22 protein-coding genes and 1 tRNA gene are annotated in these 17910 nt (G+C 57.7%); 20 read left to right on the top strand and 3 right to left on the bottom strand.

Features of this window, described 5'->3' with window-relative positions; translation table 11 throughout:
- Positions 1-806 precede the first annotated feature (806 nt).
- Together AC07VO_RS16655 and AC07VO_RS16650 are read left to right on the top strand one after the other, a co-directional pair.
- Positions 807-1232, top strand: coding sequence for an HIT family protein (locus AC07VO_RS16655; protein WP_007933275.1), 426 nt, complete (start codon positions 807-809; stop codon positions 1230-1232).
- A 3-nt stretch (positions 1233-1235) separates the two neighbouring features.
- Positions 1236-1445, top strand: a complete 210-nt coding sequence (locus AC07VO_RS16650; protein WP_018926506.1) for a SlyX family protein — start codon at positions 1236-1238, stop codon at positions 1443-1445.
- A 60-nt stretch (positions 1446-1505) separates the two neighbouring features.
- Here AC07VO_RS16650 and AC07VO_RS16645 read toward each other — a convergent pair whose 3' ends face one another.
- Positions 1506-2108: a cold-shock protein gene (locus AC07VO_RS16645; RefSeq protein WP_019651434.1), complete on the bottom strand. Its 603-nt coding sequence runs from the start codon at positions 2106-2108 to the stop codon at positions 1506-1508.
- A gap of 463 nt (positions 2109-2571) precedes the next feature.
- Here AC07VO_RS16645 and AC07VO_RS16640 point away from each other — a divergent pair, with 463 nt between their 5' ends.
- The 18 genes from AC07VO_RS16640 (at position 2572) to nadA (ending at position 17007) form a co-directional block, all read left to right on the top strand.
- Entirely contained in the window at positions 2572-2910 is a 339-nt protein-coding gene (locus AC07VO_RS16640; RefSeq protein WP_258613221.1) for a ribbon-helix-helix domain-containing protein, read from the top strand.
- Between the two features lie 136 nt (positions 2911-3046).
- Positions 3047-3268, top strand: a complete 222-nt coding sequence (locus tag AC07VO_RS16635) for an FmdB family zinc ribbon protein (protein WP_010457489.1) — start codon at positions 3047-3049, stop codon at positions 3266-3268.
- 122 nt (positions 3269-3390) lie between these two features.
- Entirely contained in the window at positions 3391-5166 is a 1776-nt protein-coding gene (gene aspS / locus AC07VO_RS16630) for an aspartate--tRNA ligase (protein ID WP_018926502.1), read from the top strand.
- Between the two features lie 120 nt (positions 5167-5286).
- Positions 5287-6033, top strand: coding sequence for a YebC/PmpR family DNA-binding transcriptional regulator (locus tag AC07VO_RS16625; RefSeq protein WP_018926501.1), 747 nt, complete (start codon positions 5287-5289; stop codon positions 6031-6033).
- A 163-nt stretch (positions 6034-6196) separates the two neighbouring features.
- Positions 6197-6721: a crossover junction endodeoxyribonuclease RuvC gene (ruvC, locus tag AC07VO_RS16620; RefSeq protein ID WP_018926500.1), complete on the top strand. Its 525-nt coding sequence runs from the start codon at positions 6197-6199 to the stop codon at positions 6719-6721.
- A gap of 115 nt (positions 6722-6836) precedes the next feature.
- Positions 6837-7448, top strand: coding sequence for a Holliday junction branch migration protein RuvA (gene ruvA, locus AC07VO_RS16615; RefSeq protein WP_495007619.1), 612 nt, complete (start codon positions 6837-6839; stop codon positions 7446-7448).
- Positions 7449-8510 carry a Holliday junction branch migration DNA helicase RuvB gene (ruvB, locus tag AC07VO_RS16610; protein ID WP_018926499.1) on the top strand — a complete coding sequence of 354 codons (1062 nt, stop codon included), beginning with the start codon at positions 7449-7451 and terminating at the stop codon, positions 8508-8510.
- Positions 8511-8637: 127 nt separating this feature from the next.
- Positions 8638-9105 (top strand): tol-pal system-associated acyl-CoA thioesterase, encoded by a 468-nt coding sequence (ybgC, locus tag AC07VO_RS16605; RefSeq protein WP_007933231.1) that lies wholly within the window; start codon positions 8638-8640, stop codon positions 9103-9105.
- On the top strand, positions 9095-9790 hold the full coding sequence (gene tolQ / locus AC07VO_RS16600; protein WP_018926498.1) for a protein TolQ: 696 nt from the start codon (positions 9095-9097) through the stop codon (positions 9788-9790). The genes ybgC and tolQ overlap by 11 nt, the downstream gene beginning before the upstream one ends.
- A 23-nt stretch (positions 9791-9813) precedes the next feature.
- A complete protein-coding gene (gene tolR / locus AC07VO_RS16595; RefSeq protein WP_167331185.1) occupies positions 9814-10266 on the top strand; it encodes a protein TolR in 453 nt (150 codons plus the stop codon).
- On the top strand, positions 10266-11345 hold the full coding sequence (gene tolA, locus AC07VO_RS16590) for a cell envelope integrity protein TolA (RefSeq protein ID WP_018926496.1): 1080 nt from the start codon (positions 10266-10268) through the stop codon (positions 11343-11345). Before tolR ends, tolA begins: the two co-directional genes overlap by 1 nt.
- A gap of 29 nt (positions 11346-11374) precedes the next feature.
- Positions 11375-12643 (top strand): Tol-Pal system beta propeller repeat protein TolB, encoded by a 1269-nt coding sequence (tolB, locus tag AC07VO_RS16585; RefSeq protein ID WP_495007618.1) that lies wholly within the window; start codon positions 11375-11377, stop codon positions 12641-12643.
- A 52-nt stretch (positions 12644-12695) separates the two neighbouring features.
- Positions 12696-13193, top strand: a complete 498-nt coding sequence (gene pal / locus AC07VO_RS16580; protein WP_003178634.1) for a peptidoglycan-associated lipoprotein Pal — start codon at positions 12696-12698, stop codon at positions 13191-13193.
- 6 nt (positions 13194-13199) lie between these two features.
- Complete coding sequence (gene ybgF / locus AC07VO_RS16575) at positions 13200-14039, top strand: tol-pal system protein YbgF (protein ID WP_026286449.1); 840 nt, start codon at positions 13200-13202, stop codon at positions 14037-14039.
- Positions 14040-14205: 166 nt separating this feature from the next.
- Complete coding sequence (gene queE, locus AC07VO_RS16570) at positions 14206-14853, top strand: 7-carboxy-7-deazaguanine synthase QueE (protein ID WP_018926493.1); 648 nt, start codon at positions 14206-14208, stop codon at positions 14851-14853.
- A gap of 1 nt (position 14854) precedes the next feature.
- Positions 14855-15547: a 7-cyano-7-deazaguanine synthase QueC gene (gene queC / locus AC07VO_RS16565; RefSeq protein WP_064616361.1), complete on the top strand. Its 693-nt coding sequence runs from the start codon at positions 14855-14857 to the stop codon at positions 15545-15547.
- A gap of 63 nt (positions 15548-15610) precedes the next feature.
- Positions 15611-15686, top strand: a tRNA-Lys gene (locus AC07VO_RS16560).
- A gap of 262 nt (positions 15687-15948) precedes the next feature.
- Positions 15949-17007 (top strand): quinolinate synthase NadA, encoded by a 1059-nt coding sequence (gene nadA / locus AC07VO_RS16555; protein ID WP_018926491.1) that lies wholly within the window; start codon positions 15949-15951, stop codon positions 17005-17007.
- Between the two features lie 63 nt (positions 17008-17070).
- On the opposite strand, the gene AC07VO_RS16550 is transcribed toward nadA, so the two are convergent.
- Both AC07VO_RS16550 and AC07VO_RS16545 read right to left on the bottom strand, forming a co-directional pair.
- Positions 17071-17559 carry an RDD family protein gene (locus AC07VO_RS16550; RefSeq protein WP_305409978.1) on the bottom strand — a complete coding sequence of 163 codons (489 nt, stop codon included), beginning with the start codon at positions 17557-17559 and terminating at the stop codon, positions 17071-17073.
- A 96-nt stretch (positions 17560-17655) separates the two neighbouring features.
- Positions 17656-17868: a cold-shock protein gene (locus AC07VO_RS16545; protein WP_007934683.1), complete on the bottom strand. Its 213-nt coding sequence runs from the start codon at positions 17866-17868 to the stop codon at positions 17656-17658.
- Positions 17869-17910: the final 42 nt, after the last annotated feature.

Here is a 17910-nt window from a genome sequence, read left to right as displayed (position 1 = left end):
TATATCACGCCGACCCTATTGGCGATACTTGCACATCTAACCTTTCAGCTTCTTTACGACCCTGTCGCAAATGGCTGGGTAGATGTCGCAAATTCACAGTCCCGACGCAATCGGACTGACAACTTCAGCGCTGTTTTCCAGGGCTTGAGCATCGGTAAAAAAGAGTCCTTGGTCCTACACTTGAATCTCCATCGGGCAACCCTGCCACTGTTTTTATTGGCCTTAAGGCTTCCACTTCCAGCGGAGCACTTATAGACGATACGGGGGTGAATGCAACAAGCGTGCACAAACCAGAATTCTGTTGCTGTTTTTTTCTGAAAGCCTGCCTGTTGCTGTAAAAACCTCATAAAACCGGGGGGTTCAAGCTCGTTTTTCTTAGGCTTGACGCCATGCTTTGCATCGTGGTTACCGCATTGGAGCTGCGAGGTGACAACCAAAAACGTTACCGGTTCACCCCGTCAGTGAGTAATTGGCGGATGCTGACGCACTGAGCGTAGACGCGTTGTGCGGTTTTGGTGCAAAAAATTTTATTTCCTGTACTGAATTCACACATGGTGGCGTTGCCGTGGGTTCGAACAGTGCGTTGTTTATGGGCTGTTTCGGCGTTTTTTCCGTGATGGCCGGTTCCGTCATGGTGCGTCCCGAATCAAAATGGCGCATCTCGGCGCGCCCGCAGGGCGGTGCTGGCGGCAGTTCGTCGTGAAGCGCATGGCATTCGCAGGTATGCTGCCGTCCTGTCGCTTGGTGCGCCGTCTTTCGGTGGGGGCGCTAAGCTGAAAAAGGATGACCAGAGGGGAGTGTGCGCTGTGTTCGCTTTAGATCCACGACTTCAACAAGACACGTTGCCAATCGGCGATTTCCCGCTCTGCCGGTTACTGCTGTCCAATGATTCGAATTACCCCTGGTTCATCCTCGTGCCACGCCGCGAGGATATCAGTGAAATATTTCAGCTGGATGGCGCAGATCAACAGCAGCTGTGGCGGGAAACGACTGAGCTGGCGGAAATCCTCAAGGACTCTTTCGACGCGGACAAGTTGAACGTCGCGGCCCTGGGTAACGTCGTCAATCAGTTGCATATGCATGTGATTGTGCGCAAGCGTGAGGACGCCGCCTGGCCAGCTCCGATCTGGGGCAAACAGGAGGCCAAGCCATACAGTTCAGAGCAGATCGCGACGATTCGCGAGCGACTGCGTCTGGTATTGACCGACGATTTCAAGTTTCTGGAGGGCTGAATCATGAGCCTGGGCGAACGCGTTACCGATCTGGAAAGCCGACTGGCATTTCAGGATGACACCATCCAGGCATTGAATGATGTGCTGGTGGCGCAGCAGCGGATGGTCGAGCGTCTGCAATTGCAAATGTCGGCGTTGCTCAAGCGGCAGGAGGAAATGGCCGGCCAGTTTGCGACGCTTGAAGAAGAAGAGGCGCCACCGCCTCATTACTGAGAAGCAGGCGATAAAAAACCGCGAACAGCCAAGCTGTTCGCGGTTTTTTTTAGCCTTGAATCAGCGGCGCGGCAGTGCGGCGATCACATCTTCGGCTTGCAGGCCTTTGTCACGGTTCATGACGGAGAACTCCACGCGCTGGCCTTCCACCAGAACGCGGTGGCCTTCACCGCGAATCGCCCGGAAATGCACGAAAATATCATCGCCGGAGTCGCGGGAAATAAAGCCGAAGCCTTTGGAGGTGTTGAACCATTTGACGGTGCCAGTATCGCGGTTGCTCATGTCATAGCTTGGCGCGGCGGCGGCCGGTGAAGATTTGTAGAAGCTGATGGCCAGGTGCAGGAATACGGCGATCAGGGCAGCGACCAGGCTGAACAGAACGGCAGGTTGACCGGCGATGACAGGCATCGGAGCGATCAGCGTCAGGGTTTGCAGTACGACAGCCAGAACCAGCAAAGCGCTGACCAGGTTTTGCAATTGATGACGCGGGCCTTTGTTCCAGTAAGGGATAACAGGCGCGAGGGTGAGGTTGAGCAGGCCGAAAAAGGCCAGGTAAAGCGCATCGGGTTGTTGCAGGTAAGGTACCGCTTCGGATCGCAGGCTAGGGATGAAGGACAGCAGCAGGGCTGCTGCGCCCATTAGCAGGTGGACGATTTTCAACATTTTGATTAACTCACGTTAAGACGGATCACAAGGAAGAGCTGATAGAGCACGGTTCGCTTCAGAACAATAAGAGGCGTTGGGCACGTACCTGATATCAGCCTATGCGCAGCCCCCGGAAAATAGGTGGTAGCGACACACTGCCTATTTAACAGCAAAGCCTGCGGCTACTCAAATCAGGCGGTCCGGCGGTGTTTCCATTGGCATGGCGCGCGGATGACGATGCCGAGTGTTATTCGTGCGCTGTGTTTCTCGGATCTTTCGCCTTTTCGTTGAGTGATGTTGCGTCAGTTTTCGTAGGAAATCGTCCGGCCTAGGACGAGCTCCATGATCGCCCCTCCATTGTTGGCTTATCCTACGTTGATGGTCATAAAGTCATCTGGATATACCGTTGCGCCTGCGCTTTTATAAGGAAACGGAATATGGCCCTTACAAGCAGCAAGGATGACAAAGGAGTGTCAACGGTATGGTTCATGAAGAAAGACAAGACGAGGGGAGGATCGGTCCACTCAAGGATATAAGGATTGATTCACTTGTCAGCGAATTCGATATGGGGCTGGCCCAGCCCTTATCCCGGTCGGTGCGTTTGAATGGCTTTGCGACCTGTTTGCGGCTTGAGCAGGTCTATTGGGATATTTTGGGCAACATGGCCAAGGTCAATTGCTGCTCGGTCAGTGCGCTGTTGTCTCAGGTGGATCGCGAGGTGCACTTGCGCCATGGCGGGGTGAAAAATTTCACCGGGCTGGTGCGGGTTGTCTGCGTCGTGCACAGCCTGAAGGAGGGCAGTTGCCCCGTCATGGCTTAGCGAGAGCGGCTGAATGAGTCGAGTGTCGGTCTGTGCAGTCTTACGGCTGCACAGGCTGCATTTAATGGATATAATCCCGCTCTTTGCCGCGAAGCCCTGCATGCGCGGTAGCAATCTGATCGCCGAGACAACCCCCATGCCGATGTACGATTACCAATGTGCTTCCTGTGGTCATCAGTTGGAAGCCATTCAAAAGATCAGCGCAGCACCGCTGGTCGACTGCCCTGCCTGCCAGGCGCCAGAGCTTAAAAAGATGCTGTCCATGCCCGGTTTCCGCCTCAGTGGCACCGGCTGGTACGAAACCGACTTCAAGACCGGTTCCAAGAAAAATCTGGCCGGTGGCGACAAAGCTGACTAGGGTCTAGCGCCCGGGTTGAACGACACGCGCGAGCTCTTGCATCATCTGGCACCTTATTCAAGTGCGGTGGTGTGGCAAGACCTCCACCCGAATTTCGAATTACGAGAAGTGAAACCACTACCATGATGCGCAGCCATTATTGCGGCCAACTGAACGAAAGCCTGGAAGGCCAGGAAATTACCCTTTGCGGATGGGTTCACCGTCGCCGTGACCATGGCGGGGTGATTTTCCTCGATATCCGTGATCGTGACGGTCTGGCCCAGGTGGTGTTCGATCCGGACCGTGCCGAGAGCTTCGCCGCCGCCGATCGCGTGCGCAGCGAGTACGTCGTGAAGATCACCGGCAAGGTTCGCCTGCGTCCGGCCGGTGCAACCAACGCCAACATGGCGTCGGGCATGATCGAGGTCCTGGGCTACGAGCTGGAAGTGCTGAACGAATCGGAAACCCCGCCGTTCCCGCTGAACGAGTTCTCCGACGTTGGCGAAGAAACCCGCCTGCGTTATCGCTTCCTTGATCTGCGTCGCCCTGAAATGGCCGAGAAGCTGCGTCTGCGTTCGCGCATGACCACCAGCATCCGCCGCTACCTGGACGAGAACGGTTTCCTCGATGTCGAGACGCCGATCCTGACCCGTGCGACGCCGGAAGGCGCGCGTGACTATCTGGTGCCGAGCCGTACTCACGCCGGTTCGTTCTTCGCCTTGCCGCAATCGCCGCAGCTGTTCAAGCAGCTGCTGATGGTGGCCGGCTTCGACCGTTACTACCAGATCGCCAAGTGCTTCCGCGACGAAGACCTGCGGGCTGATCGCCAGCCGGAATTCACTCAGATCGACATCGAGACCAGCTTCCTCGATGAAAAAGACATCATGGGCCTGACCGAAGGCATGATCCGCAACCTGTTCAAGGAAGTGCTGGGTCTGGAATTCGGCGAATTCCCGCACATGACCTTCGAAGAGGCCATGCGCCGCTACGGTTCCGACAAGCCAGACCTGCGTAACCCGCTGGAACTGGTGGATGTTGCCGATCAGCTCAAGGAAGTCGATTTCAAGGTGTTCAGTGGCCCGGCCAATGACCCGAAATGCCGTATCGCCGCCTTGCGCGTTCCAGGCGGTGCGAGCATGCCGCGCAAGCAGATCGACGATTACACCAAGTTCGTCGGCATCTACGGTGCCAAGGGCCTGGCGTACATCAAGGTCAACGAGCGTGCTGCCGGTGTTGAAGGTCTGCAGTCGCCGATCGTGAAAAACATCCCGGAAGCCAACCTGAACGTGATCCTCGATCGCGTGGGTGCGGTCGATGGCGACATCGTGTTCTTCGGCGCCGACAAAGCCAAGATCGTCAGCGAAGCCCTGGGCGCGCTGCGGATCAAGCTGGGTCATGACCTCGAGCTGCTGACCTGCAAGTGGGCGCCAATGTGGGTCGTCGACTTCCCGATGTTCGAAGAGAACGACGACGGCAGCTTCAGCGCCTTGCACCACCCGTTCACCGCGCCGAAGTGCACTCCTGAAGAGCTGGAAGCCAACCCGGCTGGCGCTTTGTCCCGTGCCTACGACATGGTTCTGAACGGCACCGAGCTGGGTGGCGGTTCGATCCGTATCCACCGTAAGGAAATGCAACAGTCGGTGTTCCGTCTGTTGGGTATCAACGAAGCGGAACAGGAAGAGAAGTTCGGCTTCCTGCTCGACGCCCTGAAATATGGCGCGCCGCCGCACGGTGGTCTGGCCTTCGGTCTGGATCGTCTGGTGATGCTGATGACCGGCGCCCAGTCGATCCGTGAAGTGATCGCCTTCCCGAAAACCCAGAGTGCTGCGGACGTGATGACGCAGGCTCCGGGCGTGGTAGATGCCAAGGCGTTGCGTGAGCTGCACATTCGTCTGCGCGAAACGCCAAAGGCAGAGTAAGGCTGACCGCAAAGGCGCATCCTGTGGGATGCGCCTTTTCTTTAGGTCAAGATTTTTTTGTTGCTGGCCGACACTCCCTGTGTGGCGGGCGATGTTTCAAAGAGAAATTCGGAGCGAGTTATGGCGGGTCATTCCAAGTGGGCGAACATCAAGCACCGCAAAGAACGTCAGGATGCCAAGAAGGGCAAGATTTTCACCAAGTGGATTCGTGAGCTGACGGTCGCTGCCCGTCAGGGCGGCGCTGATCCGGGCTCCAACCCGCGTCTGCGTCTGGCGCTGGATAAAGCGCTGGGTGCGAACATGAGCCGCGACATCATCGACCGCGCGGTGGCCCGTGGTGCCGGCGCTGCCGATACCGATGACATGGTCGAGCTGACCTACGAAGGCTATGGCCCGGGCGGTGTGGCGGTGATGGTCGAATGCATGACCGACAACCGCAACCGTACCGCAGCCGCTGTTCGCCATGCGTTCAGCAAGTGCGGCGGTAACCTCGGTACCGACGGTTCGGTGGCTTATCTGTTCGAACGCAAAGGGCAGATTTCCTTCGCGCCAGGGGTTGATGAAGACGCGCTGATGGAAGCAGCCATGGAAGCCGACGCCGATGACGTGGTGACCAACGAAGACGGCTCCATCGACGTGTTCACCTCGTTCGCCGGCTTCTATTCCGTGCGTAACGCCTTGGAGGCCGCAGGCTTCAAGGGCAGCGATGCGGAAATCGTCATGTTGCCGACCACCAGTGCCGAACTGGATCTGGAAGGCGCCGAGAAGGTTCTCAAGCTGATCGACATGCTCGAAGACCTGGATGACGTGCAGAACGTGTACTCCAACGCGGACATTCCAGAGGCGGTGGCCGCGCAGCTCGGTTGATGCCTTTATAAAGATCGCAGCCTTCATCAGCCCTGCAGGCGCTGGCGAAGCCTGCGATCTTTTGATTTACAGTTATTTATTTTAAAGATCGTCCGAACGCGGCCCGAGCCTTCGGCAGCTCCTACGGTTACTCTCAGATATTCGCACTAGCTTCGCAGGCGTTATGACTTTAATTCTTGGTATCGACCCCGGCTCGCGTATCACCGGTTACGGCATTGTTCGCGATACTGGCCGTGGTTGTGTTTACGTGGCATCGGGCTGTATTCGCACCGGTGCTGGCGAGTTGCATGAGCGTCTGCAGATCGTCTATCGCGGCGTGCGTGAAATCATTCAGACTTATGGCCCGGTCACCATGGGCATCGAGAAGGTGTTCATGGCGCGCAATGCCGACTCCGCGCTGAAACTGGGGCAGGCCCGTGGCGCGGCGATTGTCGCCGGCGCCGAAGAGAGCCTGGAAATTGCCGAGTACACCGCAACCCAGGTCAAGCAGGCCGTGGTCGGCACCGGCGCCGCCAATAAAGAACAAGTGCAAATGATGGTCATGCACATGCTGAAACTGACCAGCAAGCCGCAAATCGATGCCTCGGATGCCCTGGCCATCGCGATTTGCCACGCTCACACCCGTTCCAGCCTGTTGCCTCATGGCCTGGGCGCGGCACGCAGTCGTGGCGGGCGCCTGCGTCTCTGATAGCATCAGCAATCATTTTTTGTGGGATGAGGGTTTTGCGCCTGTGTTGTCGGCGCAAAACCCTTGTTCTGTCAGTCGCCAGCACTGATCTGGCCAACGCTCAAGGATCTGAAACGTGATTGGACGCTTGCGCGGCACATTGGCTGAGAAACAGCCGCCGCACCTGATTCTGGATGTAAACGGTCTGGGGTATGAGCTGGAAGTGCCCATGACCACGCTTTATCGTTTGCCGTCGGTCGGTGAACCGCTGACCTTGCACACCCATTTGGTCGTACGCGAAGACGCGCAGTTACTCTATGGCTTCTTCGGCAAGCGTGAGCGAGACTTTTTTCGCGAACTGATCCGTCTCAATGGGGTGGGGCCGAAACTGGCGCTGGCCCTGATGTCGAGCCTGGAAGTCGACGAGTTGATCCATTGCGTGCAGTCCCAGGACACCTCGGCGCTGACCAAGGTGCCGGGGGTGGGCAAGAAGACTGCCGAACGTTTGCTGGTGGAACTCAAGGATCGCTTCAAGGCCTGGGAAACCGTACCGAGCATGTTTGCGTTGGTGCCGAACCAGCCGGATGCGCCAGCGCAACAAGTCGCTGCCGCCGAAAATGACGCGGTCAGCGCGCTGATTTCCCTGGGCTACAAGCCGCAGGAAGCCAGCAAGGCGATTTCCGCGATCAAGGAGAAAGGTTTGAGCAGTGAAGACATGATTCGTCGTGCCCTGAAGGGAATGATCTAAGTGATTGAAGCTGATCGTCTGATCGCCGCTACGGGTGGCCCCCGTGAGCGCGAAGAAGTCCAGGACCGGGCGATTCGTCCCGTCAGCCTGGCCGAATACATTGGCCAGCCGACTGTTCGCGAGCAAATGGAGTTGTTCATCCAGGCCGCGCGCGGGCGCAATGAATCACTGGATCACACCCTGATTTTCGGCCCGCCGGGCCTGGGTAAAACCACCCTGGCCAACATCATTGCCCAGGAAATGGGCGTGTCGATCAAAAGCACCTCGGGGCCGGTCCTCGAGCGTCCTGGTGATCTGGCTGCATTGCTGACCAACCTTGAGCCCCATGACGTGCTGTTCATCGACGAGATCCATCGGTTGTCGCCGATCGTCGAAGAAGTGCTGTACCCGGCCATGGAAGATTTCCAGCTCGACATCATGATCGGCGAAGGGCCGGCCGCGCGCTCGATCAAGCTCGATCTGCCACCGTTTACCCTGGTTGGCGCAACGACCCGTGCCGGTATGCTGACCAACCCGTTGCGCGACCGTTTCGGGATCGTCCAGCGCCTGGAGTTCTACAGCACCGCCGATCTGGCAACGATTGTCAGCCGTTCGGCGAACATTCTCGGTTTGCCGCTGGACCCGGAAGGCGCCTTTGAAATCGCCCGGCGTGCCCGCGGTACACCGCGAATCGCCAACCGCTTGCTGCGCCGGGTCCGGGATTTTGCCGAGGTTCGTGCCAAGGGCCACATCACTAAACCGATCGCCGACCTGGCCTTGAACCTGCTGGATGTCGATGAGCGTGGCTTCGACCATCAGGACCGACGCCTGCTGTTGACCATGATCGAGAAGTTCGACGGTGGGCCGGTGGGGGTGGACAGTCTGGCCGCTGCGATCAGCGAAGAACGCCACACCATTGAAGACGTGCTGGAGCCGTACCTGATCCAGCAGGGCTATATCATGCGCACGCCGCGGGGGCGGGTAGTGACCCGGCATGCGTATTTGCACTTCGGCTTAAACATTCCGTCACGATTGGGCGAGATGCCCGTGGTAGACGAGTTCCTCGATGCCGTGGACGATTAATCACCTTTGCGTGCTGATTTATTCGGGGTTTGTGCTGTCCCAGGACGGTACTTTCGCCAGAAAGCCGCGAATCAATGAAAAACAGTTGCCTGGCCGGATTGGCAACCTGAGGAGTAAGCACTAGAGTATGCGCGCGCAAAACGGGCTTGAGCCGTTCGCACATCGTTGTCGCGTTTATTACGAGGACACCGATGCCGGCGGCATCGTGTATTACGTCAATTACCTCAAGTTTATGGAACGGGCTCGAACCGAGCGGCTCCGAGAGCTGGGCTTTGCCCAGTCGGCGCTGGCAGGGGAGGACCTGTTGTTCGTCGTGCATTCCAGCGAAGCGCGTTACCACGCGCCGGCGCGACTGGACGACGAACTGCTGGTAAGCGCCGAAGTAATTGAATTGAACCGGGTCAGCCTGCGCTTCAAGCAGCAGGTCAGGCGGGCTACGGATAACGTGCTGCTCTGCGAAGGGCAGTTTCTGGTGGCCTGTGTGCGCACTAACAGTTTGAAACCCCGGGCCATTCCCGAAGCTCTACGTGCGGCCTTTGCCGACGTGAGCGGCGCGGGTACACACTCAAAGCAGGAGATAAAGCGTGGAAGCTAACGTCGTCGACCATTCCTCCATGTGGAGCCTGGTCAGCAATGCCAGTGTCGTGGTGCAACTGGTAATGCTGATCCTGGTAGCCGCATCGGTGACCTCGTGGATCATGATCTTTCAGCGCAGCAACTTGCTGCGCGCCGGTCGACGTGCCCTGGAGAGCTTTGAAGAGCGCTTCTGGTCCGGTATCGACCTGTCCAAACTCTACCGTCAGGCTGGCAGCAACCCTGATCCGGATTCCGGTGTCGAGCAGATCTTCCGTGCCGGCTTCAAGGAATTCTCCCGTCTGCGCCAGCAGTCGGGCGTTGATCCGGAAGCGGTCATGGAAGGCGTGGCGCGTGCCATGCGCGTAGCCATCTCCCGCGAGGAAGAGAAGCTCGAGCAGAGCCTGCCGTTCCTCGCCACCGTCGGTTCCGTCAGCCCGTACATCGGTCTGTTCGGTACAGTCTGGGGCATCATGAACTCCTTCCGTGGTCTGGCGACTGCCCAGCAAGCGACCCTGGCCACTGTGGCTCCAGGTATCGCCGAAGCACTGGTTGCTACTGCGATCGGTCTGTTTGCCGCCATTCCGGCCGTTATCGCCTACAACCGTTTTGCTGCCCGCAGCGAAACCCTGCTGGGCCGCTATTACACCTTCGCCGACGAATTCCAGGCGATCCTGCACCGCAAAGTGCACACCAGCGAAGAATAAGCAGGTAATTTCCAATGGCTTTAATCGCTCGAGCTCGCAAAAAGCGCAAGCCGGTTGCCGAGATGAACGTGGTGCCTTACATCGACGTGATGCTGGTACTGCTGGTCATCTTCATGGTGACCGCGCCGATGCTCAATCAGGGCGTGAAAGTTGATCTGCCCAAGGTTTCCAGCGAAGCCTTGCCGCAGGACAACAACACTCAGGTCCTGACCATTTCGATCAAGGCTGACAAGACCTACTACTGGAACCTTGGCAGCGAAGTCGACACCGAAAAGCAGCAGGACAAGGCCATGACCTTGCCGCAAATGACCGACGCCGTGACCAAGATCATTCGCGTTGGCAACGGTAACGGCAAGCGCACGCAGGTGTTCATTCGTGGCGACAAAACCGTCGATTATGGCTCCGTCATGGGCGCCATGGGCGGGTTGCAGAAGGCCGGGGTCGGTAATGTTGGCTTGATTACCGAGGCGCCCTGATGCAGCAACTGCGAGAGCCGTCCGCCTCGGAAAGCTACTTCTGGCCTAGTGTCTGGGCGATTGTCTTGCACGTGCTGGTGTTCGGCATGCTGTTCGTCAGTTTCGCCTTCACACCGGAGCTGCCGCCGGCCAAGCCGATTGTCCAGGCAACCCTGTACCAGCTGAAATCGAAAAGTCGGGCGACCACCCAGACCAATCAGAAGATCGCGGGTGAGGCGCAGAAATCTGCTGCGCGTCAGACCGAAGTCGAGCAGATGGAACAGAAGAAGGTCGAGCAGGAAGCGGTGAAGGCTGCGGAACAAAAGAAAGAAGAAGCGGCTCAAAAGGCCGAGGAAGCCAAGAAGGCCGACGAGTCGAAGAAAGCGGAAGAGGCGAAAAAGGCTGATGAAGCCAAGAAAGCCGACGAAGCGAAGAAGACCGCCGAAGCCAAAAAGGCCGAAGAGAAACAATTGGCTGATATAGCCAAGAAGAAAGCCGAAGAAGAAGCCAAAAAAGCTGCTGAAGAAGAGGCCAAGAAAGCGGCCGCTGAAGAAGCGAAGAAAAAGATCGTCGAAGACGCGAAGAAGAAAGCCGCGGAAGACGCCAAGAAGAAAGCTGAAGCGGAAGAGGCGAAGAAGAAAATCGCCGAAGACGCGAAGAAGAAAGCGACTGCCGATGCCGCGAAGAAGAAAGCGCAGGATGCGGCTCGCAAATCGGTAGAGGACAAGAAGGCTCAGGCTCTGGCTGACTTGCTGTCCGATAAGACCGAGCGTCAGCAGGCTTTGGCGGATGAGCAAGGCGATGAAACCGCGGGCAACTTTGATGATCTGATTCGTTCGCGAGCATCTGAAGGTTGGGCGCAGCCACCGTCGGCCCGCAAGGGCATGAAGGTGATTCTGCAAATCAACATGCTCCCTGACGGAACGATCTCCGGTGTTTCGGTTGCTCATTCCAGCGGTGACGCGCCGTTCGACAGTTCTGCAGTCGCGGCTGTAAAAAATATTGGTCGATTGACCGAAATGCAGGGTCTGAAGCCAGCTGATTTCGCACCCTATCGTTCATTCAAGATGACATTCACACCTGAGGATCTAGCCTTGTGAGAAACCTTCTTCGAGGACTGCTTGTAGTCATGTTCTGCTTTGCAGGACTGGCCACGGCAGATGAAAAAAATATCCTGGTCAGCAGTGGCAGCTCCCAGGCAACTCCAATTGCCGTTGTGCCTTTCGGCTTCCAGGGCGGTAGCGTGCTGCCGGACGACATGGCTGAGATTATCGGTAACGACCTGCGCAATTCGGGTTACTACGCGCCGATTCCAAAGCAGAACATGATCAGCCAGCCAAGCCAGGCTAGCGAAATCATCTACCGTGACTTCAAGGCGGTGGGTGCCCAGTACGTCATGGTCGGCAGCATTGTTCCGGCGGGCGGTCGCCTGCAGGTGCAGTACGCACTGTTCAACGTCGCCACCGAGCAGCAAGTGCTGACCGGCAGCGTGTCGGGCGGTGTCGATCAACTGCGCGACATGGCGCACTACATCTCCGACCAGTCGTTCGAAAAACTCACTGGTGTCAAAGGTGCGTTCTCGACGCGTCTGCTGTACGTGACGGCCGAGCGTTTCTCTGAGAAGAACACTCGCTACACACTGCAACGTTCGGACTACGACGGTGCCCGTGCCGTGACGCTGCTGCAATCGCGCGAGCCAATCCTGTCGCCGCGTTTCGCACCGGATGGCAAGCGCATTGCCTACGTGTCGTTCGAGCAGAAGCGTCCACGCATTTTCATGCAGAACATCGACACCGGTCGCCGTGAGCAGATCACCAACTTCGAAGGCCTGAATGGCGCGCCAGCCTGGTCGCCGGATGGCAATCGCCTGGCATTCGTGTTGTCGAAAGACGGTAACCCGGACATCTACGTGATGAACCTGGGGTCGCGTCAGATCACCCGTGTCACCAATGGTCCAGGCATCAACACCGAACCGTTCTGGGGTAAGGATGGTTCGACCATCTACTTCACCTCTGACCGTGGCGGCAAGCCTCAGATCTATAAAACCAGCGCAGGCGGTGGTGGTGCGGAGCGTGTGACCTTCATCGGTAACTACAACGCCAACCCTAAACTGTCGGCCGATGAAAAGACCCTGGTAATGATTCACCGCCAGGACGGTTTCACCAACTTCAAGGTGGCGGCCCAGGATTTGCAGCGCGGTAGTGTAAAGATCCTCACTGATAGCACTCTGGACGAGTCTCCTACTGTTGCGCCCAACGGCACCATGGTAATCTACGCCACCCGCCAGCAGGGCCGGGGAGTCTTGATGCTCGTGTCCATTAATGGACGCGTGAGGCTCCCGCTTCCTACCGCACAAGGCGAAGTCAGAGAACCGTCCTGGTCCCCTTACCTGAACTGACGCGGCGCTATACGTTTTACTTAACACACTGGGGTTCATTAGGAGTTTCACGATGGAAATGCTGAAGTTTGGTAAATTTGCTGCGCTGGCTCTGGCCATGGCTGTAGCTGTAGGTTGCTCGTCCAAAGGCGGCGACAACGCCGGTGAAGGCGCTGTAGATCCAAACGCTGGTTACGGCGCTAACACTGGTGCAGTTGACGGCTCCCTGAGCGAAGAAGCTGCTCTGCGCGCAATCACCACCTTCTACTTCGAATACGACAGCTCGGACCTGAAGCCAGAAGCCATGCGCGCTCTGGACGTTCACGCCAAAGACCTGAAAGCAAACGGCGCTCGCGTTGTTCTGGAAGGCAACACCGACGAACGTGGTACTCGTGAGTACAACATGGCACTGGGCGAGCGTCGTGCGAAAGCCGTTCAGCGCTACCTGGTACTGCAAGGTGTTTCCCCAGCTCAGCTGGAACTGGTTTCCTATGGCGAAGAGCGTCCAGTTGCTACCGGCAACGACGAGCAGTCCTGGGCTCAAAACCGTCGCGTCGAACTGCGTAAGTAATTCGTCATGCGAACGTGCCGTCGTGCTGTAACTATTTTGGCTCTCAGTCTCGCACCGCTTGCGGTGTGGGCTGCGGTTCCTGTGGTCGAGGACAACTCCGGCTATAACAATAGCGGGAGCAGTTATCCGCCTGCAGGTTACGGTACGAACGGCGCCTATGCCGGGGGAGGGGTTTCGGCCCCTGTCTCGGCACAGGGCGAGCTGTTCAACCAACTGCAATCGATGCAGGAGCAGATCTCGCGCCAACAAGGCATCATTGAAGTTCTGCAAAATGATGTAGCGCGCATGAAGCAAGAGAACCTGGAGCGATATCAGGATCTTGATCGGCGCATAGGAACCGGCGTTGCACCAGCCGCGACTCCTGATAATTCTTCCGCCGGTGGCAATTTGAATGCCCCCGGTGCAGCAGCCGGCGCAGGTGCGGGAGCGGCTGCCGCTCAAGCCCCGGCCGCGGGTGGCGAACCGGCTGACCCGGCGAAGGAAAAACTGTATTACGATGCAGCCTTCGACCTGATCAAAGCCAAGGATTTCGACAAGGCCAGCCAGGCTTTCGCCGCATTCCTGCGCAAATACCCGAACAGCCAATACGCGGGCAATGCCCAGTACTGGTTGGGGGAAGTGAACCTGGCCAAAGGCGATCTGCAAGGTGCGGGTCAGGCATTTGCCAAGGTTTCGCAGTTGTACCCCAAGCACCCCAAAGTGCCTGATTCGCTGTACAAGCTCGCTGATGTAGAGCGTCGTCTCGGTCATACCGACCGGGTCAAAGGCATTCTGCAACAGGTCGTGTCCCAATATCCGGGCACTTCCGCCGCTCAGCTGGCGCAACGGGACTTGCAGCGCATGTAAGCCTGTTTAGCCCGTTTTGAAGAAACCCGCGCTTGTCGCGGGTTTTTTCGTTAGAATTCATGCCCTTTTTATGAAACACGCTTTTTGGGATCTGCGCGTTGACGGGGTTCCTTGAAGTGCCTGACGGAGGCGGACAGCCTGTTTAGCTGTTACGCCCGTGGCGACTATGCAAGACACATTGAGAATCACCGAAGTTTTCTACTCGTTGCAGGGTGAAACGCGGACTGCCGGGCTGCCCACTGTTTTTGTGCGCCTGACCGGTTGCCCATTGCGTTGCCAATACTGCGACAGCGCCTACGCGTTCACTGGCGGCACCCTCCGCACGCTCGACGACATCCTCGAGCAAGTGGCCGGTTTTCGCCCGCGTTACGTCTGTGTCACGGGCGGTGAGCCCTTGGCGCAGCCCAATGCCATTCCCTTGCTCAAGCAGTTGTGTGACGCCGGTTACGAAGTGTCGCTGGAAACCAGCGGCGCGCTGGACATCTCGGCGGTCGATCCACGGGTCAGTCGCGTCGTCGACCTGAAAACCCCGGGTTCGAAAGAAGCCCACCGCAACCGCTACGAGAACATCGAACTGCTCACGCCCAACGATCAGGTGAAGTTTGTCATCTGCTCGCGGGAAGACTATGACTGGGCCGTGTCCAAGCTGATTCAATACGGTTTGAACGAGCGTGCCGGCGAAGTCCTGTTCTCGCCGAGCCACCATGACCTGAATGCACGTGATCTGGCGGACTGGGTGGTGGCGGACAATCTGCCTGTGCGTCTGCAATTGCAGCTGCATAAATATCTTTGGAATGACGAGCCGGGGCGCTGAAATGACTGAACAACTGAACACTGCTGAAAAACGTGCGGTCATCCTGCTGTCCGGCGGCCTGGACTCGGCGACGGTCGTGGCCATGGCCCGTGCCGAAGGCTATAGCTGCTACACCATGAGCTTCGATTACGGTCAGCGCCACCGTGCCGAACTGCAAGCCGCCGAGCGTGTTGCCCGCGACTTGGGTGTGGTCGAGCACAAGGTGATCGGCCTGAACCTGAACGGTATCGGCGGCTCGGCCCTGACCGACAGTTCCATCGACGTACCGGAGGCGCCGAGCGAAGGCATTCCGGTGACTTATGTGCCGGCGCGCAACACGGTGTTTCTGTCCCTGGCGTTGGGTTGGGCCGAAGTGCTGGGTGCGCGTGACATCTTTATCGGTGTAAACGCGGTGGATTATTCCGGTTACCCGGATTGCCGTCCCGAGTTCATCGAAGCCTTCGAGCTCATGGCTAATCTGGCGACCAAGGCCGGCGTAGAAGGGAATGGCTTCCGTATCCAGGCGCCCCTGCAGAACCTGAGCAAGGCGCAGATCGTTCAGGCGGGCGTGAAGCTTGGCGTCGATTACGGGCTGACCGTTTCCTGCTATCAGGCGGACGATAACGGCCGTGCTTGCGGTAAATGCGACAGCTGCCGTCTGCGTGCAGAAGGCTTTGCGGCGGCCGGAATCAGCGACCCGACACCTTATTTTTGATTTATTTCAAATTAGGTGTTGAATAGTCCTTAAAAATCAGTATTATACGCGCCACCACACAGCGGGTCGTTAGCTCAGTTGGTAGAGCAGTTGGCTTTTAACCAATTGGTCGTAGGTTCGAATCCCACACGACCCACCATTTTAAAAAATCTGGAAGGCCCACGTAAGTGAGGATTTCCGGGTTTTTTTTTGCCCGCGATTTGAGGTTGTCCCGGTCCGGGATCGCACCGAGTGACGCAGGTCAGAATCATCTTTTGCATCCGCCGGATATTCTGTAGCCTTGCGCAGCTTCAACGCTGTCCGTGCCTGATGAATACTCACTCTCCCGGCGGTACCCCGAAGGGTCCGGAGCCGGGTGTATACTCGACTTTCGCGCGAAAGCGCCTGCAGGTCTTGCGAACATGACGCAGATTTCCGAACGCCTTCTGGTTCAAGCCCACCTCGACGCCAAGCAGCCCAAGCCGCTGACAGCCGAGGAAGAGGCTTATTACCGCACAGCCATCGCAGCCGAGCTCAAAGCTCAGGACGCGGTGCTGGTTGCACACTTCTATTGTGATCCAGTCATTCAGGCCCTGGCTGAAGAAACCGGTGGCTGCGTCTCCGACTCTCTGGAGATGGCCCGCTTCGGCAATGCTCACCCGGCCAAGACCGTAGTGGTCGCCGGTGTGAAATTCATGGGCGAAACCGCCAAGATCCTCAACCCTGAAAAACGTGTGCTGATGCCAACCCTGGAAGCGACCTGCTCGCTGGACCTGGGTTGCCCGGTGGACGAGTTCTCGGCGTTCTGCGATCAGCACCCGGAACGTACGGTGGTGGTGTATGCCAACACCTCGGCGGCAGTCAAAGCCCGGGCGGATTGGGTGGTGACTTCCAGTTGCGCGCTGGAAATCGTCGAAAGCCTGATGGATAACGGCGAAACCATTATCTGGGGCCCGGACAAGCACCTGGGTACTTACATCCAGCGCCAGACCGGCGCCGACATGCTGCTGTGGGATGGTGCCTGCATCGTTCACGAAGAGTTCAAGGCCAAGCAGCTCGAAGACATGAAAGCGCTGTACCCGGACGCGGCCATTCTGGTGCACCCGGAGTCGCCGACCGCCGTGATCGAATTGGCCGATGCGGTGGGTTCCACCAGTCAGCTGATCGCTGCTGCGCAAAGCCTGCCGAACAAGACCCTGATCGTTGCCACCGACCGCGGCATCTTCTACAAGATGCAGCAGCTGTGCCCGGACAAGGTCTTTATCGAAGCGCCAACGGCCGGTAACGGCGCGGCTTGCCGCAGTTGCGCGCATTGCCCGTGGATGGCGATGAACACCCTTGAACGCACGCTGAAGAGCTTGAAGGAGGGGACCAACGAGATCTTCGTCGATCCGGCGTTGATTCCGCAGGCGATTCGGCCGTTGAAGCGCATGCTCGATTTCACGCAGGCGGCGCGGATGAAGCTGGCGGGTAACGCCTGATTCGTTGGCAGTGAGCCAAAAAAAACGCCCCGGGTTGATCGGGGCGTTTTTGCATCTGGAGGATTATTTGGTCTTCTTCGGAATCCGCACCAACTGGGTGTTGGAATAGATGTCGTGCCAGCTGCGCTTCTGCTTGTCGAACAGCGACCAGAAGAACCCCAGCCCGAGGCATAACCAGGACGCGATCGACACCACAAAGCGCAGCAGCGCCTGCCACAGGCTGATGGATGAGCCGTCGGCGTTTTGTACGCGGATGCACCACACCTGCATGCCCAGGGTCTGGCCCGACCAGGTCCAGAACTTGGCGAAGAAGCCGAACAGCACAAACAGCAGAACCGTCGACAGCAGTGGGTCACCGTCCAGGGCGCCGGCCTCGGTCAGGGTGCGCATCCGGTCTTCGCCGATGAACGCCATCTGGATCATCTTGTAAATGCCGCTGGTGACGATCAGCAGCGCGGTGCACAGCAGGAAGTCGTAGAACATCGCTGCCAGGCGACGACCCAGGCCTGCGGCGGGAAAGTCGCCTTGGGGGTTGAGCAGGTGTTTCGACATGGCTGCCTCAGAACGGAAAAAAGAAGCCATTTTACGGATTTGCGCGCACAAAAAAGCCCCTGATGTCAGCATCAGGGGCTTTTTCGTAACAGAAGATTAGCCTTCTGCTTGTACTTCGTCAGCCTGCATGCCTTTCTGGCCTTGCACAGCAACGAACGTCACTTTCTGGCCTTCTTTCAGGCTCTTGAAGCCGTTGCCCTGAATAGCGCGGAAATGCACGAACAGATCCGGACCGCTTTCTGGAGTGATAAAACCAAAACCTTTCTCGTCGTTAAACCACTTGACGGTACCGCTCTGACGTTGGGACATTTCTTATTTCCTTTGACGCAAAAATGAATGACAGTCTCCTTC

The organism is Pseudomonas sp. GW821-FHT03E01, assembly GCF_059420765.1.
This window is presented reverse-complemented; position numbering and strand designations above follow the sequence as displayed.